The sequence below is a fragment of the Marinobacter sp. genome (genome assembly GCF_041690455.1).
Classification (GTDB): Bacteria; Pseudomonadota; Gammaproteobacteria; order Pseudomonadales; family Oleiphilaceae; genus Marinobacter.
On the sequence record NZ_JAWLHI010000006.1, the window covers coordinates 1 to 23,985 of the forward strand.

General features: G+C 61.6%; 20 protein-coding genes, 1 pseudogene and 1 riboswitch. Of the genes and pseudogenes, 14 read left to right on the top strand and 7 right to left on the bottom strand.

Features of this window, described 5'->3' with window-relative positions; genetic code table 11:
* Nucleotides 1-167 precede the first annotated feature (167 nt).
* The 4 genes from ACESMW_RS02170 to ACESMW_RS02185 are packed head-to-tail and all read right to left on the bottom strand — an operon-like array spanning nucleotide 168 to nucleotide 6,301.
* Nucleotides 168-1,235, bottom strand: a complete 1,068-nt coding sequence (locus ACESMW_RS02170) for a putative urea ABC transporter substrate-binding protein (RefSeq protein WP_372985446.1) — start codon at nucleotides 1,233-1,235, stop codon at nucleotides 168-170.
* A gap of 54 nt (nucleotides 1,236-1,289) precedes the next feature.
* Nucleotides 1,290-4,934 carry an urea carboxylase gene (gene uca / locus ACESMW_RS02175; protein ID WP_372985447.1) on the bottom strand — a complete coding sequence of 1,215 codons (3,645 nt, stop codon included), beginning with the start codon at nucleotides 4,932-4,934 and terminating at the stop codon, nucleotides 1,290-1,292.
* Entirely contained in the window at nucleotides 4,925-5,563 is a 639-nt protein-coding gene (locus tag ACESMW_RS02180; RefSeq protein ID WP_372985448.1) for an urea amidolyase associated protein UAAP2, read from the bottom strand. The genes uca and ACESMW_RS02180 overlap by 10 nt, the downstream gene beginning before the upstream one ends.
* 12 nt (nucleotides 5,564-5,575) lie before the next feature.
* On the bottom strand, nucleotides 5,576-6,301 hold the full coding sequence (locus tag ACESMW_RS02185; protein ID WP_372985449.1) for an urea amidolyase associated protein UAAP1: 726 nt from the start codon (nucleotides 6,299-6,301) through the stop codon (nucleotides 5,576-5,578).
* 57 nt (nucleotides 6,302-6,358) lie between these two features.
* Nucleotides 6,359-6,474, bottom strand: a riboswitch (guanidine-I (ykkC/yxkD leader).
* A gap of 336 nt (nucleotides 6,475-6,810) precedes the next feature.
* Here ACESMW_RS02185 and ACESMW_RS02190 point away from each other — a divergent pair.
* Nucleotides 6,811-8,328 (top strand): annotated as a pseudogene (locus ACESMW_RS02190) (aldehyde dehydrogenase family protein); the annotation flags it as partial.
* A gap of 346 nt (nucleotides 8,329-8,674) precedes the next feature.
* Here the strand turns inward: ACESMW_RS02190 and ACESMW_RS02195 are convergent.
* Nucleotides 8,675-10,795, bottom strand: a complete 2,121-nt coding sequence (locus ACESMW_RS02195; RefSeq protein ID WP_372985450.1) for a 4Fe-4S binding protein — start codon at nucleotides 10,793-10,795, stop codon at nucleotides 8,675-8,677.
* 230 nt (nucleotides 10,796-11,025) lie between these two features.
* Between ACESMW_RS02195 and pqqA the strand changes: the two genes are divergently transcribed.
* The 11 genes from pqqA (at nucleotide 11,026) to ACESMW_RS02250 (ending at nucleotide 21,302) form a co-directional block, all read left to right on the top strand.
* A complete protein-coding gene (pqqA, locus tag ACESMW_RS02200; RefSeq protein WP_007153157.1) occupies nucleotides 11,026-11,097 on the top strand; it encodes a pyrroloquinoline quinone precursor peptide PqqA in 72 nt (23 codons plus the stop codon).
* A gap of 52 nt (nucleotides 11,098-11,149) precedes the next feature.
* Nucleotides 11,150-12,079 (top strand): pyrroloquinoline quinone biosynthesis protein PqqB, encoded by a 930-nt coding sequence (gene pqqB / locus ACESMW_RS02205; RefSeq protein WP_372985451.1) that lies wholly within the window; start codon nucleotides 11,150-11,152, stop codon nucleotides 12,077-12,079.
* Nucleotides 12,076-12,834 carry a pyrroloquinoline-quinone synthase PqqC gene (gene pqqC / locus ACESMW_RS02210; RefSeq protein WP_372985452.1) on the top strand — a complete coding sequence of 253 codons (759 nt, stop codon included), beginning with the start codon at nucleotides 12,076-12,078 and terminating at the stop codon, nucleotides 12,832-12,834. Before pqqB ends, pqqC begins: the two co-directional genes overlap by 4 nt.
* Nucleotides 12,831-13,109, top strand: a complete 279-nt coding sequence (pqqD, locus tag ACESMW_RS02215) for a pyrroloquinoline quinone biosynthesis peptide chaperone PqqD (protein ID WP_372985453.1) — start codon at nucleotides 12,831-12,833, stop codon at nucleotides 13,107-13,109. The genes pqqC and pqqD overlap by 4 nt, the downstream gene beginning before the upstream one ends.
* The gene (pqqE, locus tag ACESMW_RS02220) at nucleotides 13,106-14,245 is read left to right on the top strand and encodes a pyrroloquinoline quinone biosynthesis protein PqqE (RefSeq protein WP_372985454.1); all 1,140 of its coding nucleotides are present in this window, start codon (nucleotides 13,106-13,108) and stop codon (nucleotides 14,243-14,245) included. The genes pqqD and pqqE overlap by 4 nt, the downstream gene beginning before the upstream one ends.
* The gene (locus tag ACESMW_RS02225) at nucleotides 14,211-16,127 is read left to right on the top strand and encodes a prolyl oligopeptidase family serine peptidase (protein WP_372985455.1); all 1,917 of its coding nucleotides are present in this window, start codon (nucleotides 14,211-14,213) and stop codon (nucleotides 16,125-16,127) included. The genes pqqE and ACESMW_RS02225 overlap by 35 nt, the downstream gene beginning before the upstream one ends.
* 45 nt (nucleotides 16,128-16,172) lie before the next feature.
* Nucleotides 16,173-17,336 (top strand): alcohol dehydrogenase-like regulatory protein ErcA, encoded by a 1,164-nt coding sequence (ercA, locus tag ACESMW_RS02230; RefSeq protein WP_372985456.1) that lies wholly within the window; start codon nucleotides 16,173-16,175, stop codon nucleotides 17,334-17,336.
* Nucleotides 17,320-18,984 carry a NahK/ErcS family hybrid sensor histidine kinase/response regulator gene (locus tag ACESMW_RS02235; RefSeq protein WP_372985457.1) on the top strand — a complete coding sequence of 555 codons (1,665 nt, stop codon included), beginning with the start codon at nucleotides 17,320-17,322 and terminating at the stop codon, nucleotides 18,982-18,984. The genes ercA and ACESMW_RS02235 overlap by 17 nt, the downstream gene beginning before the upstream one ends.
* A gap of 67 nt (nucleotides 18,985-19,051) precedes the next feature.
* Nucleotides 19,052-19,336, top strand: coding sequence for a hypothetical protein (locus tag ACESMW_RS02240; RefSeq protein ID WP_092003762.1), 285 nt, complete (start codon nucleotides 19,052-19,054; stop codon nucleotides 19,334-19,336).
* A gap of 83 nt (nucleotides 19,337-19,419) precedes the next feature.
* Nucleotides 19,420-20,796: a class II fumarate hydratase gene (locus ACESMW_RS02245; protein WP_372985458.1), complete on the top strand. Its 1,377-nt coding sequence runs from the start codon at nucleotides 19,420-19,422 to the stop codon at nucleotides 20,794-20,796.
* 23 nt (nucleotides 20,797-20,819) lie between these two features.
* Nucleotides 20,820-21,302 carry a CDP-archaeol synthase gene (locus ACESMW_RS02250; RefSeq protein WP_372985459.1) on the top strand — a complete coding sequence of 161 codons (483 nt, stop codon included), beginning with the start codon at nucleotides 20,820-20,822 and terminating at the stop codon, nucleotides 21,300-21,302.
* A 6-nt stretch (nucleotides 21,303-21,308) separates the two neighbouring features.
* Here the strand turns inward: ACESMW_RS02250 and ACESMW_RS02255 are convergent, their stop codons facing one another.
* Entirely contained in the window at nucleotides 21,309-22,283 is a 975-nt protein-coding gene (locus tag ACESMW_RS02255) for a metallophosphoesterase (protein WP_372985460.1), read from the bottom strand.
* 202 nt (nucleotides 22,284-22,485) lie between these two features.
* Here ACESMW_RS02255 and msrA point away from each other — a divergent pair, with 202 nt between their 5' ends.
* Together msrA and msrB are read left to right on the top strand one after the other, a co-directional pair.
* The gene (gene msrA, locus ACESMW_RS02260) at nucleotides 22,486-23,136 is read left to right on the top strand and encodes a peptide-methionine (S)-S-oxide reductase MsrA (RefSeq protein WP_372985461.1); all 651 of its coding nucleotides are present in this window, start codon (nucleotides 22,486-22,488) and stop codon (nucleotides 23,134-23,136) included.
* Nucleotides 23,137-23,147: 11 nt separating this feature from the next.
* Nucleotides 23,148-23,573, top strand: a complete 426-nt coding sequence (gene msrB / locus ACESMW_RS02265; RefSeq protein WP_372985462.1) for a peptide-methionine (R)-S-oxide reductase MsrB — start codon at nucleotides 23,148-23,150, stop codon at nucleotides 23,571-23,573.
* A gap of 50 nt (nucleotides 23,574-23,623) precedes the next feature.
* On the opposite strand, the gene ACESMW_RS02270 is transcribed toward msrB, so the two are convergent.
* Nucleotides 23,624-23,944, bottom strand: coding sequence for a c-type cytochrome (locus ACESMW_RS02270; protein WP_372985463.1), 321 nt, complete (start codon nucleotides 23,942-23,944; stop codon nucleotides 23,624-23,626).
* Nucleotides 23,945-23,985 lie beyond the last annotated feature (41 nt).

A 23,985-nucleotide genomic window follows, 5' to 3' on the forward strand; every position in this document is an offset into this window, starting at 1 on the left:
GGGGGAGCCTTTCCAAAACTGTGCGGAGCCATGGATGGCGGAGCTCAAGCGTCACAGGGACGTGCCGAAGGAGCGGGTTTTGGAAAGGCTCCCCCACCCAAGCCAAAAAAAAGAGGGCACGAACCAAATCGTGCCCTCACACTCCCAATCAGGCAAGCAGGATGAGCTCAGAGCTTCCCGTCAGCCGCCATCTGCATGTAGCTGTCGTTAAATCGAAACTTCACGTTGGTTTTGTCGCCCATGATTGAACCATCCGGAAACTCGATGCCGACAAAGTCCGGGCTCATAGCGCCCTGCCCAAGCAGGCCCTTCTCGAAAGAGAACTGGCGAACGCTGTCCATTGCCTCACGGGCTTCCTCGCTGCGGATAAACTCCACCGAGTTCTCCGGCTTCCAGAACATTTTCATGCCATCCAGCTGAGCCTCATAGCCAAGCTGGTCGGTACCGGAAAGCTCGCCCAGGAAGGCCCGGGCTTCCTCGCCTTCCTCGGAATCGGAAGCCAGAATGCTCATGGTTTCATACCAGGCACCTACAAGGGCTTTGCCCAGTTTCGGGTTATCTTCGAGAGTCTCCGTATTCACCAGTGTGAGATCCTTGATGTGACCCGGAATCTGGCTGGAGTCGAACAGCGGGGTTGCGCCCGGGTAGTTGGCAACTTCCGTCAGCAGCGGATTCCAGGTGGCGACATGGCGCACGTCGTCGGTCTGGAACGCGGACACCAGATCGGCATCGGAGATGTTCACCACGCTGATGTCGCGTTCTTCCAGACCAACGGTATCGAGCGCCCGAACCAACAGGTAATGGGACACGGACAGCTCCACCAGGTGTACGGTCTCGCCTTTGAGCTCTTCCATGGATTTGGCATCCTTGGAGACCAGGCCGTCGTTGGCGTTCGAGTAGTCACCGACGATCAGGGCGGTGGTATCGACACCGGAAGCCGCCGGGATGGACAGGCCATCCATGCTGGTGGCCACAACGCCGTCAAACTGTCCGGCGGTGAACTGGTTGATGGATTCGATGTAGTCGTTGACCTGAACGATATCGACCTCGATGTCGTACTTGTCGGCCCACTTTTTCATGATTCCGTAGTCCTCGGCGTACTGCCAGGGTACCCAGCCGGCGTAGATGGTCCAGGCGATGCTGAAGGAATCCTTTTCCTGGGCGAGGGCGCCCATGGACAGGGAGGCGGCCAGTACACCGGCGCCCAGTTGTTTGCTCAGATTACGTGTTTTCATGGTAGCTCTCCTCGGGCCATGCCCGTCTGGTTATGTCGTTTTCAGTTGTTGGCGTCAGGCTGGTTGTTCTTCCACAATCACCACCGGCGTGCCCGGAGCGACTGCCTGGCCTGCCTCGCGGCGGACCTCGATCACACGGCCACCGACTGGGCTCAGCAGTTCGATTTCCATTTTCATGGACTCCACCACCGCCACCGGGCGCTGGGCTTCGATCATCTGGCCTGGTTTCACCAGGCATTCCCAGACGTTGCCCGCGACGTGGCTCTCCACCGCGTGCTGGCCCGAGGGAAGGTTGGTGATGTCGTCCTCGCCGGTATCCTCGATGGGCGTCTCGGCGCTGAAATTGATCTGGCCTGACTCGATCCAGCGCTGCAGTTCCTCATCGAAGGCCTGCTGGCGTTTGCCGGTGAATTCGGCGATTTCCTGGCCGTGATCTTCCAGGAACTGCTGGTAGTCCCTGAGGTTGAAGCGGGTGTGCTCGACCTTGATCGGATAGTCGCCGTTGGGAAAGTCACGGCGGATGCGTTTCAGTTCGTCCGCGCCGACCTCGTAGAAACGCACCTGGTCAAAGAACCGGAGCAGCCAGGGCTTGCCGGGCTCGAACTGCTCGGTGGTGCGGTAGCGGTTCCACATCTGCAGGGTCCGCCCGACAAACTGGTAGCCACCGGGACCTTCCATGCCATAGATGCACAGGTAAGCGCCGCCGATGCCCACCGAGTTTTCCGCGGTCCAGGTCCGGGCCGGGTTGTACTTGGTGGTGACCAGTCTATGGCGCGGATCCATGGGCGTTGCGACCGGCGCACCCAGGTAGACATCGCCCAGGCCCATGACCAGGTAGCTGGCATCGAAGACCGTCTTTTTGACCTCGTCGATGCTCTCCAGGCCATTGATCCGGCGGATGAACTCCAGGTTGCTCGGGCACCAGGGGGCATCCTTGCGCACCGACTGCATGTATTTGGCGATGGCGGTCTGGCAGGCCTCGTCATCCCACGACAGCGGCAGGTGCACGATGCGCGCGGGCACATCCCACTCCGGTTGCTGTTCCAGTTCCTTTTCGGCACTGACCAGCAGGTCCAGCAAGTCCGTCTGGCGCAGGGCCTGACTGTCGTGCAGGGCCTGACTGTCGTAGTGCACCTGCAGGGACCGGATGCCGGGCGTCAGTTCCAGGATCGCAGGAAGAGCCTGCTCCCTCAGCCACAGCATCAGGGCATGGGCCCGGAAGCGCAGCCGGATATCCAGTTCCATGGGGCCGTATTCCACCAGCACGTAGTTGTCGCCGGCGGCCCGGTAGACCACTCCGGTTTCGTGTTCTTTGGAGGAAAGTGCACGGAGTATCGGGGTTTCGGCCCGGGTCGGAGTGACGCTGACGGTGGCCGGAATCAGGGTGTCGAGGGATTCTTCCAGAGCCTCGCGCAGGGCCACGGCCTGGTCCTGGGTAACCGGCACAAAGCGCACCTTGTCTCCGGCCTTGAGTTGGCCCAGCTTCCAGAGATCGGCACTGATCACCGTCACGGGGCAGACAAATCCGCCCAGGCTCGGGCCATCCGGGCCAAGGATGACCGGCATGTCGCCGGTGAAATCCACAGTGCCGACGGCGTAGGCGTTGTCATGGATGTTGGACGGATGCATACCCGCTTCGCCGCCATCGCTGCGGGCCCACGCCGGTTTCGGGCCGATCAGGCGCACACCGGTGCGGCTGGAGTTGTAATGAATCTCCCACTCGCTGTCGAAGAAGGTCTCGATGTCTTCCTCGGTGAAGTAATCCGGAGCGCCATGGGGTCCATAGGTCACATGCAGGGACCAGGTTTTGCCGATGGCGGGCTTCATGCCCTTGCCCGGCTCAACAGCTGCAACCGGTTCAGCATTACCAAGGTGCAGCACGTCACCGGCGCGCAGGGCGCGGCCGCAATGGCCCCCGAACTGGCCCAGGGTGAAGGTGCCGCGGGAGCCCAGGTACTCCGGGCAATCCAGGCCGCCACGGAACAGCACATAGGCGCGGGCACCGGCACCTTTGACTGCCCCCAGGGTCAGGGTTGACCCCGCGGGAACATCGATTACCTGCCAGAAGGGCAGGGGTGTGCCATCCAGGCTCGCTTCCAGTTCTGCGCCCGCCAACACGATCTGACTGCTACGGTTGAACCTGAGGGTCGGTCCCTTGAGGGTGATCTCAAGGCCGGCAGCGGTCTTGTCGTTCCCCAGCAGCCGGTTGCCCAGGCGGAAGGAATAGCTGTCGAAAGGCCCGGAAGGCGGCACGCCTACTTCCCAGTAACCGACCCGACCCGGGTAGTCCTGGATTGTGGTCAAGGTTCCGCCGGAGATGACATCGACGGTCGGCGGCAGGTAACGGAATTCATTCAGGGTCCGGGTATAGAGTCTGCCCTCCCGGAAGCGGACATCCTCCAGAACCTGCTGGACGTAGAGAAGGTTGGTTTCGATGCCGTAGAGGCCAGTATCCGCCAGGCCCCGGAGCAGCTTCTCTCTGGCGGCTTCCCGGTCCTGATCGTGGACGATCACCTTGGCCAGCATGGGATCGAACAGGGGGGATACTTCGGTACCTGGCTGGATCCAGTGGTCGATCCGCAGGCTCGCATCCGTGGGCCATTCGACGCGGGTAAGCAGGCCGGCACTGGGCTGGAAATCTTTGTTGGGATCTTCGGCATAGATCCGCGCCTGGATGGCGTGACCCTGCGGTTTGAGCGCGGCCGCGCGCCGATTGAGATCGGGCAGGCTGCCGGCCCCCAGCTCCACCATCCACCGGACGATATCGACGCCGTATACCTGCTCGGTCACTCCGTGCTCCACCTGCAGGCGGGTGTTCACCTCCAGGAAGTAGAAATCGGCCGTATTCGGGTCATAGATGAACTCCACGGTTCCGGCACTGCGGTAGGCGATGGACTCGCCCAGGGCTTGTGCGGTCCGGTGCATGGCCTGGCGAATATCGTCGGCGATGCCGGGTGCCGGAGCCTCCTCGATCACCTTCTGGTTGCGACGCTGGGCCGAGCAGTCCCGTTCGCCCAGGGCCACCACGGTACCCTGGCCATCCCCGAACAGTTGCACCTCGATGTGGCGGGCGTGCTCGACGAACTTCTCCAGGAATACACCGCTGTTACTGAAATTGTTCTGGCTGAGCCGCTGCACCGATTCAAAGCTCTTGCGCAGCTCCTTCTCGCTGAAGCAGCGGGACATGCCGATACCACCACCGCCGGCAGTGCTCTTGAGCATCACCGGATAGCCGATTCTGTCAGCCTCGGCCACCGCCTGCTCCAAACCGGTCAGCAGGCCGGTACCCGGCAACAGTGGCACGCCCGCTTCTTCGGCCAGGGCCCGGGCAGTGTGTTTGAGGCCGAACTGTTCCATCTGCTCCGGTGTCGGCCCCAGGAACACCACGCCTTCGGCTTCACACCGGCGGGCAAATTCCGGATTCTCGCTCAGGAATCCGTAACCCGGATGAACCGCATGGGCGCCGCTTTCCCGGAGGATTTCAAACAGCCGGTCCTGGTCCAGGTACGTGGCCGTTGCGTTACCTTCGCCGAGAGACCAGGCCTCATCGGCCTGGCGCACATGGAGGGAGTCGAAATCAGCCTCCGCATAGACCGCCACCGAGGTGATGCCCATCGCTTTCAGGGTCCGGATGATCCGGCAGGCGATGGCACCGCGATTGGCGATCAGGACTTTGGTTACCTTGCTGCTCAGCTCCATACCAGCACCTCGATCGGGGTCGGGTTATAGGCGTTGCAGGGGTTATTCAGTTGCGGGCAGTTGGAAATCATCATCAGCACGTCCATCTTCGCCTCCAGTTCCACGTACTTGCCGGCGTCCGAGATGCCATCGGCGAAGGTCAGGCCACCTTCGGCAGTGACCGGTACGTTCATGAAGAAGTTGATGTTGTGGGTGATGTCCCGCTTGGTCATGCCCAGCTCCTCGTGTTCGGTCACCGCCACCAGCCAGCTGTCGCGGCAGGCGTGCATGCATTTCTTGTGCAGGGCATAGCGGGTGGTGTTGCTCTCGGCGGCGCAGGCACCGCCCAGGGTGTCATGGCGACCGCAGGTATCGGCGGTGATCTTGAGCATGACGTTGCCTTCCGACGAGATCAGCTGCGAGCCGGCGGTCAGGTACACGTTGCCCTGTTCGCGAATGGTGTCCACGGCGCTGTAGCGTTCGGTCGGGTTATGGGCGTTGTAGAACAGGGTATCGGCCGCCTGGTTGCCTTCCAGATCCAGGATGCGGACGGTTTCTCCCGCTTTGACCACTTTCAGGAAGTAGTCACCGGCAGGCACGGTTTCGCTGAAGCTGGCGGTTTCCGGGTGCAGGGTGCTTTCTTTGATCATCTCCGGCCTCCGTTACTGAAACAGGTGGTACAGGGCGTTATTGGCGAAGGCCCGAGTGGCCTCCGGCGACGAGGTCTTGCACGGATCGGCATCGGTCACCGGAGCGGCCTTGAACAGCTGGTACCTGAGCGGGCGGCTCGGGTAGTCAGTGGCCGGGTTCATCGGGTGCGGGCAGGTGTGCAGCACCACAATGGTGTCCATCTCGAAGCGCAGGTCCACGGTGGCACCGGCATGGGAGTGATCACTGACAAACGCCATGTTGCCTTCGTTATCGGTCTTTACCTTGCTGAACCAGTTCAGATTGGCGGTCAGATCCTTCTTGCCCAGGCCGTACTTGGCCAGCTCGTTGAGAAAACTGGTGAAGCCGTTGCGGTGATACTGGTTGTGCGCTTCCTGATAGGTTTTGCGACCCCAGCGCTGCGCCACCAGATCCGCATTGCAGGTGCCGGACACGGTGTCATGCCAGCCCAGGTCATCGCGGATGATGGAGGCGAAGACCCGGCCCATGTCGGACAACAGGACATGCCCTTTGGTCAGCAGGAAGGTGTGCTGGTTCTTCAGGGTGTCGGGCATGTTGTAGCGTTCGAGGGGATTCTCGGGGTTGTACATCAGCATGCCGACGTTGGTGCCGCCGAGCTCGTCAATCAGGCGCAGCACGTGGCCGCGGCGCATGATGAAGGACCAGTGGGATCCGCCGGGAATCAGATCGTCGTAGAGGGGGGATGCCGTTTCGAGCATGGCCTTTTCCTCCTGGCTTGGGTTTCAGAAACACGAGAGGCGTCAGTAACTGATCGATCCTCCCGGGCTTTTGTCCCGCCGTGTAGCCTTGGAAAAGGCCGTCAACTCTCGGACCAGGCACCTGCATTACCTTTATTTCGGCAAAACAGGCCGGAACCCTAGTTGACCATTTGTCAGATTGTCGCGCTTTGATTGTGGTTTCAGGAACCGACGTCTCGCTGCGTGCTATAGCCTTTGCGAAGTCTGTGCCAGATTGGTAAGTCTTTGGTTTCAAGGGGAAAGGCGTGGGCTTTCCAGTGCAAAGAGCACCGATTGAGTGCGAGCGCACAGTGGCGGTGCGCAGGGGCGTCCCTTTCAGTGCGCCTGACTTTGTTCGTACATCTACTACCAATGAACGAGTTTTTCGCCTCTATCGCATCATTCAACTATTGCGGATCGGGGTCTACATTGAATGGGTAAACGCGAAAGGCCGCGTTGCCATGCGATAAACACAACAAGAGGTCGATAACATGATCTACGCACAACCCGGAAAAGAAGGTTCTGTCGTCTCCTTTAAATCCCGCTACGAGAACTACATTGGCGGTGAGTGGGTGGCGCCTGTCAAAGGCCAGTATTTCGAGAACATCACGCCGGTGACCGGTGAGGTGATCTGCGAGATTCCACGCTCCACCGCCGAAGACATCGATCTGGCGCTGGACGCCGCACACAAGGCCGCGCCGGCCTGGGGCAAGACCTCGCCCACCGAGCGTTCCAACATCCTGCTGAAGATTGCCGATCGCATCGAAGCGAACCTGGAAAAACTGGCTGTCGCCGAAACCTGGGACAACGGCAAGGCCGTTCGTGAAACCCTGAATGCCGACATCCCGCTGGCAGCCGATCACTTCCGCTACTTCGCCGGTTGCATCCGTGCCCAGGAAGGTCACATGGGCGAGATCGACCACAACACCGTGGCGTACCATTTCCACGAGCCGCTGGGCGTTGTCGGCCAGATCATCCCCTGGAACTTCCCGCTGCTGATGGCGGCCTGGAAGCTGGGCCCCTGTCTGGCTGCCGGTAACTGCACCGTGCTCAAGCCAGCCGAGCAGACCCCTGCCAGCATCCTGCTGCTGATGGAAATCATCGGTGACCTGCTGCCGCCGGGCGTACTCAACGTCGTCAACGGCTACGGCATCGAAGCCGGCCAGGCCCTGGCCACCAGCAAGCGCATCGCCAAGATTGCCTTCACCGGCTCTACCCCGGTGGGCTCCCACATCCTCAAGTGCGCTGCCGACAACATCATTCCGTCCACCGTGGAGCTGGGCGGCAAGTCCCCGAACATCTACTTCTCCGACGTCATGCAGGCCGAGCCTGAATTCGTCGACAAGTGTGTGGAAGGTCTGGTGCTGGCGTTCTTCAACCAGGGTGAGGTGTGCACCTGCCCGTCCCGGGCCCTGGTCCAGGAAGACATGTTCGAAGAGTTCATGCAGAAGGTCATCCAGCGCACCAAGGCCATCAAGCGCGGCAACCCGCTGGATACCGACGTTCAGGTGGGTGCCCAGGCGTCCAAGGAACAGTTCGACAAGATCATGTCCTACCTGGAGATCGGCAAGCAGGAAGGCGCCGTGGTGCTGACCGGCGGCGACCGCGAGCATCTGGACGAGGAGTTCAACAACGGCTTCTATATCCAGCCGACCCTGTTCAAGGGCGACAACAAGATGCGCGTGTTCCAGGAAGAAATCTTCGGCCCGGTGGTGGGTGTTACCACCTTCAAGACCGAGGAAGAAGCCCTGGCGATTGCCAACGACACCGAGTTCGGCCTGGGTGCTGGCGTCTGGACCCGCGACACCAACCTCGCCTATCGCATGGGTCGCAACATTCAGGCCGGTCGGGTCTGGATGAACTGCTACCACGCTTACCCGGCTCACGCCGCTTTCGGTGGCTACAAGAAGTCCGGTGTTGGCCGCGAAACCCACAAGATGGCGCTCGAGCACTACCAGCAGACCAAGAACATGCTGGTCAGCTACGACCCCCACCCGCGGGGTTTCTTCGGACCGCAACGCCTCGGTGCGCGGGCCCGTGGGCCCGCGCTTCGTGTCCCCACATGGATGTGAATGATCTCTCTTTGGCCCCCCGCTTGGGGGCTTTTTTCTTGTCTCGGGCATGAAACGGGGTCTGAAGAACACCTTCTTCTGACCCCATTTTCAAGTCCAGTCCCCGGAGTCTCGACCTAAAAAGGGGTCAGATGAAGGCTTTCATCAGACCCCGGGATTTGTGTCCTGACTTCGGAGTAGGGGTCTGAAGAACGCTTTCTTCTGACCCCATTTTCAAGTCCAGCCTCGGAGTCTCGACCTAAAAAAGGGGTCAGATGAAGGCTTTCATCAGACCCCGTGGCATTTATGCCCCCGCGGCATCGGTGGCAAGAATCTGCGCCCGCTGCTTCTGCTCCTGCCTGTTCCGGATGATGCTGTCCACGCACTGGTTCTCGTCTCTCAGGATCACCACGCACTCCAGGCACTGGATGCACTCGTCGTAGTCAATCCTTCCGTCCTTGCGAATGGCGTTGATGCCGCACTCGTTCTTGCAGTGCTGGCAGGGCGAGCCGCAGCGGTCGATGCGCTCCAGCCAGCTGAACAGCCGGAAACGGCCCAATACCGCCAGTCCGGCGCCCAGCGGGCACAGGTAACGGCAATAGAACTTGTGGATGAACATACCGATCACCAGCAAACCCACGGCATAGGCGACGAAAGGCCAGTAACGCCAGAAAACCAGGGTAATGCTGGTCTTGAATGGCTCGATCTCGGCCAGCTGCTCGGCGAGCGTCAGGGAATAGAAGGCGGTGCCCACCAGCCCCAACAGGATCGGGTATTTCAGCAGGATCAGCCGGCGGTGCCAGTGCTCGGGCACCTTGATCTGCCGGAAGCGAAGTTTCTCACCCAGCCAGGCCGCCATTTCCTGCAGGGCACCGAAAGGGCATAACCAGCCGCAGAACAGCCCGCGCCCCCAGATGAACAGAGTGATTAAGGTGTAGGTCCACAGGATGAAGATCACCGGGTCGAGCAGGAATACATCCAGGGAGAAGCCGTCCCAGATGGCCAGCAACAGGGTATAGATGTTCACCACCGACAGCTGGCCCTGGGCGTAGAAGCCGATGAAGAACAGGGTGAAAAACAGGAAGCCCCAGCGGAACCGGTGCAGCAGTTTCGGGTGACGACTGAAGGTTTTCTGTTTGGCAAAAACAATCGTCAGCACCGTGAGGCTGGCCACCAGCAGGGCAATCTGCCACCAGCGTTCCTTCCACAGACCGACCCACACCGGCTCGCGGGTCGATTCCGCCGGTGCGGCAATCTCCACCGTTTCAAACAGCTGCTCATTGAAGGAAACCGGCAGATCAAAGGTGGCACTGTCTGATATCAGGTGGTTTCGTGCCAGTTCGATATGGAGCTTGAGATGGGATTCGGCGCCGGGGTTGAAGCCGGCATTGCCGCCGATCCGGAACAGGTTCGCCGCTTCAAATTCGGGCATCCCCTCCGCCACCAGGGGCAGGCTCTGGTCCAGCCAGTTGAGATCCCGCATCTCCACCGCCAGGTTGTTTTGCACCAGGCCTATGCGGTCGGGCGAACTGCCCGGGGTGAAGTCTGGACTGACATGGGGGAACACGCCCCTGGATCCAACCAGCATAACCCTTTCATTCTCCCCCAGCCGCTCCATGAAACGGCGATAGCCGTCGTCCCCGAGCAGGTTCCGGCCCACCATCGGCGAGTTCATGTAGGCGAAAAACAGCTCGGCAAACGGTTCGTTATCGGCAGGATTCAGGTCGGCGGGGTAATCGGACAGCGGGCGGCCGAGCTTTTCCTCTACGGACTCGACCGGAACGGTGGCCCTGCCGATAAAGCCCCGTTCAATCAGCCGGTTCCAGTCCAGTGGTTCGAAGAAGTCCGGCCGGGCGCGGGTGGGGGCAGCCTGAGCGAAAGCCTCCAGCTTCTGGCGCGCTACCTTGAGGCCGGAAGACAGGACCGTGTCATTGATGATCAGGACCGAAACGGTGGCCTTGCTGACCCCATCGAAGTAGACCACGTCTCCCTCCGACGTTTTGCCAGAGCGGGAGGAGTTCGATGACTGCACGATGATCTGCTCCCGCAGGGACCGGCCCTCGTACTGGTCCACAAACTCGAACATCGGCTCTTCGCCCAGCCCGTGCAGGAATACCGGTTCGTGGTGGTCCAGCACTTTGACCCCGGTAAAGCGGCCCTTTGTATCGAGCCCGATCATCATCCGTATGGGTTTGCCGGCAAAGCCCTGGAGCCGGCTCAGGTCCGTGGACTCGTAGGCGTAACCGAGCAGTTGCTGGAGCTGGTAAACCGGATACACCGGGAAGTCTTCCAGCTTGTCCTCAATGACGGTGGCAGACGGGAACAGCTCCTGGATAACGGCATGCCTGGCGTCGTTCAGTTCGGCCTGCAGAGGTATCGGGAACAGGGAAAGGCACAGCAGCAAGAGCATGATTCGCCCGGCCATCAGGAGACTCCTTAAAGTTATTATTTTCCTTGTTCCATGCTAGGGAGATCGAGGGGAGTCTCAATTCGACCTCGGAGCGAGGGCGGTGCTACTTTCAGGGGGCGAAGAACAGTTCTAAAGTACCATATTGGCCGTTTTCCACAGTCTCTAGTATAAGTAGGTGTAGTCGGTGATGCCGGCTGTTACACCCGATGTTCGAACAATGATGACAATGACAAGAGGTGAGCATTATGTGGACCAAACCAGCCTACGAAGACCTGCGGATCGGTTTTGAAGTCACCATGTACTTCGCCAACCGCTGAGTGAGAGTCGGCCAGCGCTGTCGGGCTGGCCGTTTCCTCTCCGGACTTTTCCATGCAGATTCATATCCTTGGCTCCGCCGCCGGTGGCGGGTTCCCCCAGTGGAACTGTAATTGCAGCAACTGCGCAGGCTTCCGTAACGGCACCCTGAATGCGCAGGCGCGTACCCAATCCTCCATTGCGGTCAGCGAAGACGGCGAACACTGGATCCTTTTCAATGCATCTCCGGACATCCGGGCGCAGCTGGCCGCGTTTCCGGCCATGCAGCCGGCCCACGCACTGCGTGACACCGGGATCAGTGCCATCGTCCTGATGGACAGCCAGGTGGATCACACCACCGGCCTGTTATCCCTGCGCGAAGGGCTTCCCATGGACGTATGGTGTACCCGCCAGGTACACGACGATCTCAGCTCCGGATTCCCCCTGTTCACCATGCTGAAGCACTGGAATGGCGGTCTGAGCTGGCGGGAGATTGAAGCTTCGGAACAGGTGGAATTCAGCATTCCCTGTGCCCCGTCCCTGCAGTTGACAGCCATTCCGCTGCTGAGCAACGCGCCGCCATATTCACCCCGGCGCGACAACCCGCATCCGGGTGACAACATCGGCATCTTTGTTCGGGATACCCGCACCGGGACCAAGGTGTTGTACGCGCCGGGGCTGGGCCAGCCGGATGAACGGATCCTTGGCTGGATGCGCAAGGCGGACATCCTTCTGGTGGACGGCACTGTCTGGCACGACGACGAGATGATCCGGCAGGAAGTGGGCACCAAGACCGGGCAGTCCATGGGACATCTGGCCCAGAGCGGGCCCGGTGGCATGATCGAGGTACTCGACACCATGCCCGCGAGTCGCAAGATACTCATTCACATCAACAACACTAATCCGATCCTGGACGAGGATTCCCCCGAGCGCGCCGAACTGGTCGAGCACGGCATCGAGGTGTCCGAGGACGGTATGCATATCGATCTGTCGGGGCAGCCATGAACGCCAAAGCGAACAACACCGCCATGAACCGCCAGGATTTCGAGCAGGCCTTGCGCAGCAAGGGGCAGTACTACCACATTCACCACCCCTACCATAAAGCCATGTATGGCGGACAATGTACGCCGGAGCAGATCCGCGGCTGGGTCGCCAATCGGTACTACTACCAGATCAGGATTCCCCAGAAAGATGCCGCCATCATGGCCAACTGTCCGGATGCCAGCGTGCGCCGGCTCTGGCTGCAGCGCATCCTCGACCATGACGGCCACGATGACGATGTCGGCGGCATCGAGGCCTGGCTGTCCCTGGCCGAAGCGGTGGGACTGACCAGGGAAGAGGTGATCGATCAGCGCCACGTGTTGCCGGGGGTGCGCTTTGCCGTGGATGCCTATCTGAATTTTGCTCGCCGGGCGACCTGGCAGGAGGCGGCCTGTTCGTCCCTGACCGAGCTTTTCGCCCCGGAGATCCACCAGTCCCGGCTGGACAGCTGGCCTTCCCATTACCCCTGGATCGAGGAGGGCGGTTACAGCTATTTCCGCAAGCGGCTGTCGGAGGCCCGGAGGGATGTGGAGCACGGGCTCAGCATTACCCTGGATCACTTTGTTACCGAGGCCCAGCAGACCCGCGCCCTTGAGATCCTTCAGTTCAAGCTGGATATCCTGTGGTCTATGCTGGATGCGCTGACCATGGCCTATATGCATCAAACGCCCCCGTACCACACGGTCACCGACCGGCAAGTGTGGCACCGGGGACTGTGAGCGAGAACACCATGAGCCAGATTCCCCGTTTCCGTCGTGGCTTCCGGTTCCAGTGGGAGCCGGCCCAGGACTGCTATGTGCTGCTTTACCCGGAGGGGATGGTGAAACTCAATGGCAGCGCCGGGGCGATCCTCAACGAGGTGGATGGCCAGCGGGATGTGGACGCGATTGTCGCGTCCCTGCAGCAGCAGTTTCCGGAGGCTGGCGATCTCGGGCCGGATGTCCGGGATTTCCTGAACGATGCCGAGCAACAACACTGGATCGAGTGGGTATGACCGCGCAACCGTCACAATCCGGAGTCGGACCGCCACTGTGGTTGCTGGCGGAACTCACCTATCGCTGTCCGCTGCAGTGTCCCTACTGCTCCAACCCGCTGGATTTCGCCCAGACCGAACAGGAACTGACCACCGAACAGTGGCTCAGCGTGCTGCGCCAGGGCCGGGAAATGGGGGCTGCCCAGCTGGGTTTCTCCGGTGGTGAGCCGTTGGTGCGTCCCGACCTGCCAGAGCTGATCGCCGAAGCCCGCAAACTGGGCTACTACACCAATCTGATCACCTCCGGTCTGGGGCTCACCGAAGCCAAGGTGGACGCTTTCGCCGAGGCCGGCCTCGACCATATCCAGGTCAGTTTCCAGGCCTCCGATCCGGACCTGAACAATGCCGTGGCGGGCTCCCGCAAGGCGTTCGAACAGAAGTTGGCCATGGCCCGGGCGGTCAAGGCGGCTGGCTACCCGATGGTGCTCAATTTCGTCATTCACCGGCACAACATCCACCAGATGCCGGACATCATCGAGCTGTGTGAACGGCTGGGTGCCGACTACGTCGAGCTGGCCACGTGCCAGTACTACGGCTGGGCGTTCCAGAACCGGGAAGGGCTGATGCCCTCGAAAGCCCAGTTGGACAAGGCGGAAGCCGAGGTTAATGACTACCGGGCCAGGCTGCAGGCCAGGGGCTCGGCCATGAAGCTGATCTTTGTCACGCCGGATTACTACGAGGAGCGCCCGAAGGCCTGCATGAACGGCTGGGGCAGCCTGTTCCTGACGGTGGCGCCGGATGGCACCGCCTTGCCCTGCCACAGCGCGCGCCTGCTGCCGATCGACTTCCCGAATGTGAAGGATCTGAGCCTGAAAGAGATCTGGTACGACAGCCCGGGCTTCAACCACTACCGTGGTGATGCCTGGATGCCAGAGCCCTGCCGCTCCTGTGACGAGAAGGACAAGGATTTTGGCGGCTGCCGTTGCCAGGCCTACCTGTTGACGGGCAATGCCGACAACGCCGACCCGGTGTGCAGCAAGTCCCCACACCATGACCGCATCCTGGCGGCACGGAGAGCCGCCGATCACGCCACGGCCGGCCTTGACGAGCTGGTGTACCGCAATGCCAACAACTCCAGGCTTTTCTTCCGGGGCTGAACGGCCCCGGCAACCCGGGGGTGTCTCCCTGTCATCTCCTGTTCTGAGCGCGCACCAGGTCTGTGCCGGCCATGCCCAGCGGGCGGAACTGGCGGTTTCCGATGCCGGGCTGTTCTGGCTGGAAGCGGATCCCGACCGCGGCGGCAACGTGATCCGGCACCTCGGCGACGACGGACTCAAAACCCTGCTGACTGGCAAGACGGGAATAGGCAGCCGAATCAACGGCTATGGTGGTGGTTCCTTCGCGGTGCTGGGCGATCGGGTGATCGCCGTCACCGACCGGCAACAACTGATCGCCGTGTCACTATCGTCGTCGCAGCCGGCGCTGGTGCTGGATGAGCCGGAAGCAAGCTGGGGCGGACTGGTTGCCGATGGTTTCCGCAACCGGATTCTGGCGGTGCGCGAGACTGGCGGCCGGCAGCAACTGGTCGCCATCGAAGGGGACGGTCGCCCACAGGTGTTGCACGAGGGGGAGGACTTCTACGGGGCTCCGGCGCTGTCTGCTGATGGCCAGAAGGTTGCCTGGATCAGCTGGCAACTGCCGGACATGCCGTGGTTGCGTACCCGGCTCTGGACCGGGGAACTCGATCCGACCGGGCAATTGCAGAACCTGCACTGCCTTTCGGCGCCGGCGGAAGGCTCTATCCAGCAGCCGGTTTTCGATGGCAAGGACCTGTGGGTGCTGTCCGACCACGACGGCTGGTGGCAGCCCTGGCGTCTGGATCAGCAGGGCGGAGAGATTTCCTGGCAGTCATCGTCTGCGTCCCGGCTGGATCACGCCAATGCCCCCTGGCAGCTGGGAGAACGTCATCATTGCCCCTTGCTGGGTGGCGGCTGGGCCCGTGTCCGCTATCGTGAGGGCGCCGGTGAACTGTGGGTCCGTGCCGGGAATAACGCCGACGAAGTCCGGATGGCCGAGGGGTTCACCGATTTCCGCTCCCTGGCCCACTGGCGCGGGCGGCTTTACTGCGTGGCCCGCTCTCCTGACCGGTTGGATGCCATAGTCGAGGTAAACCCCGATAACGGAGAGGTGCGAATCCGCGCCGGTTGTGAGCAGCCGTTCCCCGGCCATTCGGCCATTTGCCCCGACGCCTTCACTGTCCCGGCACCGGACAGTCATGGTTTGCCAGTACAGGGCTTTCTGTACACGCCAGAGCCTGACATCCATGAACCTCCACCTCTGATCCTGATGGCCCATGGCGGACCGACCTCGGCGGCTTACCCGGTCTACAACCCCCAGATCCAGTTCTGGTGCCAGCGAGGATTCGCTGTCGCTGAAGTGAACTACCGGGGCAGCAGCGGTTTCGGACGCCGGTTCCGCCAGGCCCTGGCAGGACGCTGGGGCGAGATCGACGTGGCGGATATGAGCGCCGCCGCCGATTACCTGGCCTCCCGCGGTCTCGCGGACGGTCAGAGGACGTTCATCCAGGGACGCAGTTCCGGCGGCTACACTGCCCTGATGGCGCTGATCGGCAGTGATCGTTTTGTTGCCGGCGCCAGTCTTTTCGGGGTTACCGACCCCATGAGACTGCGGGCAATGACCCACCGGTTCGAGTCCGGTTACCTGGACTGGCTACTCGGATCCCCGGACCTGCATCCGGAGCGCTGGCAGGCCCGTACCCCGTTACGTCATGCGGCGCGGATTCGTGCGCCGTTGATCTTTTTCCAGGGCGGGCAGGACCGGGTGGTGGTGCCGGACCAGACCCGCGCCATGGTCCGGGCCATGAAAGCGGCCGGTGGTGCACCGGAACTGCACTGGTTCGAGGACGAGGGGCATGGTTTTCGCCAGCGTCAGAACCAGGCCAGCATGCTCGAGTGGTTGCACAGTTTCTACCGCCGACACAGCCAAAAGGCCAATGATCAGCCGGATCACTTGAGTTAAACTGTTGGCTATTCCTATAACAACAAGCCGACGAGAACAGCCTCCATGAGCCATGACATCTCTGCGCTTCGCAAGTTTGTTTCACCGGAAATCGTTTTTGGTGCAGGGTCGCGCCGGTCTGTGGCCAATTTCGCCAGCAACTTCGGTGCCCGTCATGTCTTCCTGGTATCCGATCCCGGCGTTGCAGCGGCAGGCTGGGTTGGTGAAATCGTCGACCTGCTGACCGAGGCCGGCATCCAGTCGACGGTGTTTACCGGTGTCTCGCCCAACCCGAAGGTTGACGAGGTGATGGCCGGGGCCGAGCTCTACCGGTCCAGTGAGTGTGATGTCATCGTGGCCATTGGTGGCGGCAGTCCCATGGACTGTGCCAAGGGCATTGGTATCGTGGCGACCCATGGCCGCAGCATCCTGGAGTTCGAGGGTGTAGATACCATCACCAATCCGCCGCCACCCCTGATCCTGATCCCGACCACCGCCGGTACCTCGGCGGATGTGTCCCAGTTCGCGATCATTTCCGACCCCAACCGCCGCTTCAAGTTTTCCATCATCAGCAAGGCCGTGGTGCCGGATGTATCCCTGATCGACCCGGAAGTAACCGAGACCATGGATGCCTACCTGACCGCCTGCACCGGGGTGGATGCCCTGGTGCATGCTATCGAGGCGTTCGTGTCCACCGGCAGCGGGCCACTGACCGATACTCATGCCCTGGAGGCGATCCGGCTGATCAATCGCAACCTGGAGCCGCTGGTGGCCAATACCGCGGATCCGTATCTGCGGGAGCAGATCATGCTGGCCTCGATGCAGGCCGGCCTGGCGTTCTCCAACGCCATCCTGGGTGCGGTGCATGCCATGTCCCACAGCCTGGGCGGTTTCCTGGATCTGCCCCACGGCCTGTGCAACGCGTTGCTGCTCGAGCACGTGGTGGCCTATAACTTCCCCTCCGCGGAAGACCGGTTCCGTCGCGTGGCGGAAGCCATGGATATCGACACCCGGGGCATGGGCAAACAGGAGATCAAGAAACGCCTGATGACCCGCATCATCGATCTGAAGCGGAAAGTCGGCCTGGAGGCGCGCCTGGCCCAGCTCGGGGTGACCAACTCCGATATTCCCTATCTTTCGGGCTATGCCCTGCAGGACCCCTGTATTCTCACCAATCCGCGTAAATCCTCCCTGAGGGATGTTCAGGTCGTCTATGAAGAAGCCCTCTGATCAACAGGATACCGGCTACGGAATAGGCGATCTGCTCGGGCTGGGAAGCCAGTCCGTGCGCAAGAACTACTACCCTGCGCTGCAGGACCGAATCGACGAACTGGAGCGGGAGCGGAACCGCTACAAGTGGCTGTTCGAGAATGCCCTGCATGGCATCTTCCAGGCCAATCTCCGGGGCGGCTTTCTGGCCTGCAACCCGGCCATGGCCCGGATCTGCGGTTATGACAGCCCGGAGCACCTCACTCAGAAAGTGATCCGCCTGCGGGAGCAGTTGTTCTGTCGCTCCGCCGAGTTCGACACCATCCGCCAGGAGCTGTTGGATCAGGGCAGCCTCAGTGCCCGGGAAACCTGCCTGCAGCGAGCCGATCATACCCCGGTGCATGTGGCCATTACCCTGCTGCGCCGCCCGGATCTCGGGCCGGAGGTGGTGGAGGCTTTTGTGGCTGACATCACCGAGCGGGTCCAGGCACGGCAGAAGCTGGAACAGATGAACCTCGACCTGGAGAGGCGGGTCGAGGAGCGTACCGAGGCATTGCAGAACGCCATTCTCAGCAAGGACAAGTATCTGGCGGCGGCCAGCCATGACCTGCTGCAGCCCCTCAATGCCGCCCGGCTGATGATTTCCGCCCTGCAGGACAGCGATTTGCCGGCGCAGGAAAGCCGGATGGTGCACCAGGTCCACCGGGCGCTGGAGGGGGCCGAGGAATTGCTGGCGGACCTGCTCGATATCTCCAAACTGGATCAGCAGGCGATGCAGCCGGATCTGGTCCCGGTCAACCTGGAAGAGCTGTTGCGGGGCCTGGGTGAGGAGTTCGAGGCGGTTGCCGCCAACGCGGGCCTGGAATTCCGGCTCCGGTTGCGCCCTGCCGTGATTCGCACGGACGCACGGATGCTGACCCGGATTGTACGCAATCTCCTGAGCAACGCCTTTCGTTACACCCGCACTGGCGGGGTGGTGCTGGCGGTCCGGAAAAAGCGGGGCCAGCTGCGCATTGATGTCTGGGATACCGGTGTCGGTATCGAACAGAGCAAGCTCCGGGAAATCTTTACCGAGTTTCACCAGCTGTTGCCGCAGGGAACCGGCGGGCGCCAGGGGGTTGGCCTGGGCCTGGCGATCGTGGAGCGTATGTGCCGGATCCTGGGTTACCAGGTGGATGTGGCATCCCGTCCCGAACGGGGGTCCCGCTTCACCGTGACACTGCCGGCCGGGGAGGAGGTGATGACCCCGGCCACGATTACCCCGCGACCCCTGGCGGCGATCAGCGAGGGTTTCGAAAATGCCAGGGTACTGGTCATCGATAATGAACCGGCGGTGCTGGAAAGCATGGGGCTGCTGCTGGAACGCTGGGGCTGTGAGGTGCTGGCGGCAGGCAGTGAGGCCGAGGCCCTGGCCATGCTCGATGACGATTATGAACCGGATGTGATTCTGGCCGACTTCCATCTGGATGACGGGCTCACTGGTTGCGAGGCTATCCGCGGGCTGCGGAGCAGGCTGGGCCACGAGGTGCCGGCCGCGATCGTCACCGCTGACCGGAGCGACGACACCCGCCGGCTCATGCGCAGCCAACACCTTCCGATTCTCAACAAACCGGTCAAACCGAACCGCCTCCGGGCGCTGCTTACCAGCCTGCTGGGATCGGTTTCCTGAGCCCACGATTTTGCCTGCAGGGTCTACACTTATCTCACCAACCCCAGGGAACAGGAGACCCAGCGCCATGAGCAATTCCGACACCGGACTGACCAACCACGAAGTCACCATCTGCCTGGCCGGCGGCGCCGTGCTCGGTCCCTTCAACGCCACCTGGACCAAAAACGAGGGCGGCGATGTCCGCGAGCTGGTCCGGGAGTACGACGCCTTCCTACAGGGGGAAAAGCAGCAACGGTTCAAGTTCCACCTGCACGATACCTATACCAACACCGTGCACACCCTGATTCTGAACTTTGAGCAGGTAACGGGGATCTGCGACCATGTCCGCCTCCGGAGCCATGCCAACGACTGAACGGGTTGCGCAGTGATACGGAGGCGAGGTGGCTTCGTAACTGCGGGTATTACCTCAACGTAGACGGACGGACAGGAGGGAACATGAGCGAATTCAGAACGGAGAAGGACAGCCTGGGTGAAGTCCATGTGCCCGCCGATGCACTCTGGGGCGCCCAGACCCAGCGAGCCGTCGACAATTTTCCGGTCAGCGGTCAGCCCATGCCTGCCACGTTCATCAAGGCGGTGGCGCAGATCAAGAAAGCGGCTGCCGAAGCCAATACCAGCCTCGGCCTGCTCGATAACGCGCGGCGCGATGCCATCGTCCAGGCCTGCGATGTCCTGGTCAGCGGTGAGTATGCCGACCAGTTTCCGGTGGATCGCTACCAGACCGGATCCGGTACCAGTACCAACATGAACGCCAACGAGGTGATTGCCGCCCTGTGCCGGAAGGAAGGCGTGGATATCCACCCCAACGATCACGTCAACATGAGCCAGAGCTCCAACGACGTGATTCCTACGGCGATCCACGTCAGTTCGGTGATGGCGGTGAAAGAATCCCTGGTGCCGGCCCTGACCCACCTGCGCGGGGTTATCTATGAACGTGAGGCACTGTTTTCCGAGCAGGTGAAAACCGGCCGAACCCACCTGATGGATGCGATGCCGGTTACCCTGGGTCAGGAGCTTCGGACCTGGCGCGAGCAGCTGGCGGCGGCCCAGCAGCGCGTGGAGGCGGCAACCGACGAGCTGATGGCGGTGCCGCAGGGCGGTACGGCTGTAGGCACGGGCGTCAACGCCGCACCGGAATTCGCCGGGCAGTTCGTGAAGTTCCTCAAGAGCAATACCGGTTATCCGTTCCGCTCCCTGGAACACAAGTTTGTCGGCCAGAGTGCAGTGGACGCGCCGGTGGCGCTGTCATCCCAGCTTCGGGGCGTGGCCATTGTGCTCACCAAGATCGCCAACGACCTGCGCTGGATGAACAGCGGCCCGATCCACGGCCTGGCGGAAATCAGCCTGCCGGCGCTACAGCCGGGCTCCAGCATCATGCCGGGCAAGGTCAATCCGGTCATTCCCGAATCGGTGGCCATGGTCGGGGCCCAGGTGATGGGGCTGGACAGTGCCGTGGCGATCGCCGGCCAGTCCGGCAACTTCCAGCTCAATGTCATGCTGCCGTTGGTGGGGGGCAACCTGCTGGATATGGTCAGCCTTTTGAGCAATGCGGCTAATATCCTGGCGGACAAAGCCATCAAGGATTTCTCCGTCAACACGGATAACCTGAACGCCGGCGTCGGCCGCAACCCGGTGCTGGTCACCGCGCTGAACCCGGAGATCGGCTACAGCCTGGCGGCGGATATCGCCAAAGAAGCCTACCGCACCGGTCGGCCGGTCATTGATGTGGCCGAGGAGCGCAGCGGGCTGAGCCGGGCGCGACTGGAGCAGCTGATGGATCCCCTGAAACTGACCCGGGGCGGACTGGACTGACAACCTGAAGGGAGCACTGGCCGTTGCTGTTATCGCTGGAGTTGTACGTGATGCTGGTGCTCGCCAACGGCGCCCCCGTGGTGGCTGCCCGGATCCTCGGGGAGCGCTGGGATCAGCCTGTTGACGGCAACCGGCTCTGGTCCGATGGCCGGCCGGTGCTGGGCAAAAGCAAGACCTGGCGGGGGCTGGTCAGCGGCTGTCTGGCGTGCGCCCTGTTCTCACTGGTCACCGGACTCGGCTTCCTGTTCGGCGCGCTGTTCGGGTTTCTGGGGTTGCTGGGTGACATGATCAGCAGCTTCATCAAGCGCCGGAGGGGCTTGCAGTCAAGCTCCCGGGCGCTGGGCCTGGATCAGATTCCGGAAGCGGCCCTGCCGATGATTCTCGCCATTTTCTGGCTGCCGGTCGGGTGGGCCAGCGCCTTGCTGGTGGTCGTTCTGTTCACGCTCTCCAACATCCTGCTTTCTCCGCTGCTGCACCAGCTGGGGATTCGCGACAAGCCCCACTGAGGCAGCTTACTGCGGTCCCCGGGTCAGGGTGTGGATGGTCACTTCCGGTGGGCAGTTCAGCCTGACATTCAGTACCGATGTGCCGGCGCCGGGGGAGGTGTAGCCCTGCATGCCGTTGACCTTCCAGAAACCCCGGCCCAGATGGCGGGGGCAGTCGGAGTCCAGGGTTACCGGTATACCGCCGGGCAGGCAGATCTGGCCGCCGTGGGTGTGGCCGCACAGGAACACGTCGTAGCCGGCATGAGCCGCTTCGCGCCAGATCTCCGGGGTGTGGCTGAGCAGAATGCTGATGGCTCCGACGGGTATGTCATCCCCGGCCCGGTGCAGGTTGTGGACCTTGTAGAAATGAGGGTCGTCCACGCCGGCCAGGTACAGTTTCTGGCCGTTGCGTTCCAGGGGGGCCATCTCGTTGAGCAGTAACTGGTACCCCATGTCCTCAAGGGCCGGCACCATGCGGACGCTGTCGTGGTTGCCGAGCACCGCGTAGGGTTTGCCCTTGATCGCCGCGCGTAACCGGCCCATGCCCGCCAGAGCTTCATCAACCGGGCCCCAGGTCAGGCGCCGGTAATCCCCTGTCAGTACGCACAGGTCATAATCAAGAGGCTCGATCTGGCGAATCACCGCCTGCAGGTTAGCCTCGTCCATATCCACATGCAGGTCGGTCAGGTGCAGGATGCGGTAGCCTTCGAAGGCCTCCGGGAGGTCGGGAATGACGAACTGGTTGTGAACGGTGGACAGTTTCAGGGTGTTGGCCTGGGCACGGCGGAACAGGCCGAGGCACTTGAGGCAGAAGCGGATCAGCCCGGGGGCGTTGGTCAGGTTTTCCAGGTGAAAGGAATGGTGATCCTTGCCGAAGACCAGGGCCTCGGACTCTTCCTCAATGCCAAGTCTCTGGCGCGCGTGTACCGGCCCGAGACGCAGGCTGAGGCGATACTCCAGCAGTTCATTCTGGTTTTCAGGTGCACGAGCCCTTGCCGTCATTATTCTTTCCTTGATGCCGAGCGGGTTCTGGCTGAGTGCCTGCAAAAAGCAATGGCAAACCCTGTCTTTCATTATGGTTGGCTGATGGGCGGATGCAACTGGCCAGGCGCGATGTTCATGTTCGGTAATGGAAGTCCCGGTTTGGGATTTGTTCGTAAAACTCTTTAAGCTAGATCTAAAGACATCCAATCCCGAGGTGACTATGACAGAGTCATGCAATATACCGGGGCTGACCGTGCCCCGTAGCCGTTTCCCGGATCCGGAGCGCGATCTGCCGGGTGAGGGCGGCGAAGCGCGCGTGGTGCTGGCCGGCGGCTGTTTCTGGTGCGTTGAAGCGGTATTTCTGGCCATGGACGGGGTCAGCCTGGTGACCTCGGGTTATGCCGGGGGCAGTGCCCAAACCGCGAATTACGAGGCAGTCTGCAGCGGTACCACCGGCCACGCCGAGGTGGTGGAAATCCGCTATGACCCGGCAAAGGTCAGCTATGGCGAGCTTTTGAAAGTGTTCTTCTCCGTGGCCCACGATCCGACCCAACTTAACCGCCAGGGCAACGATCGGGGCACGCAATACCGCTCGGCCATTTTCTATGAAACGCCGGAACAGAAAGCCGTGGCGGAGGCCTACATCCACCAGTTGGATGAAGCGGGCGTCTATCCCGATCCGATCGTGACCAGCCTGGAGCCGCTGGAGGCCTTCTATCCGGCGGAGGAGTACCACCAGAACTTTGCCGCACGGAACCCCTACCAGCCCTACATCATGGCGGTAGCCGCACCGAAGATGGAGAAGCTGGTAGACAACTACGGCGACCGACTGAAAGCTGAATACACCGATAACGAGCCGGGCCAGGCCTGAGGAGAGAAGTTATGACCGTATCCGCATCAGGTTACGACCTGACGCCATTGACGCAGGCTCAGGTGGACGAGAAAGCAGCGGATCTGACGCCGGACGAACGGCGCGTGTTGCTGGATCACGGCACGGAACACCCGTTCTGTGGCACCCTGCTGGATAACAAGAAGGCCGGAGTCTACCACTGCAGGCTGTGCGACCTGCCCCTGTTCAGCTCGGACTCGAAATTCGACTCCGGAACCGGCTGGCCGAGTTTCTTCCAGCCCTTCGACCCGGACCATATCCGTTACCTGGAAGACAGCAGTCTGGGCATGACCCGCACCGAGATCCGGTGCCCGCGCTGTGACAGCCATCTGGGCCATGTCTTTCCCGATGGACCGCCACCGACCGGGCAGCGCTACTGCCTGAACTCCATTGCCATGGTGTTCAGGGAGAGGGACTGAGCGGGAATGAAAGCGGATAAAGGAAACGGGGCGCAATGCCCCGTTTCTGGTTACTTGCCGCCGGTCACAGTAGAGACGTAATGGGCGACAGCCTTGATCTGTTCTTCCGACAGGCTTGCCTCGAACGATGGCATGACGCCAACGCCCTGGGTTACGGCCATCCTCACCTGGTCCTCGGTGGGTTTGAGGTCGTCCAGGTTCGGTCCGATCGCACCGGCAGAGCCGGCATCGGCGAGGGTGTGACAGATAGTGCAGGAAGGCTGGGCTTCCTGGGTGAAGACATTCTTGCCCTGGGTGGCCAGGTCACCTGCTGAAGCGTGGAGGGAAAAGGTCATCAGGCCAGTGATGGCCAATACAGCTTTTTTGTTCATCTGGTATGGATCCGATAAAGATAATGACGGGGCGGCTGCTT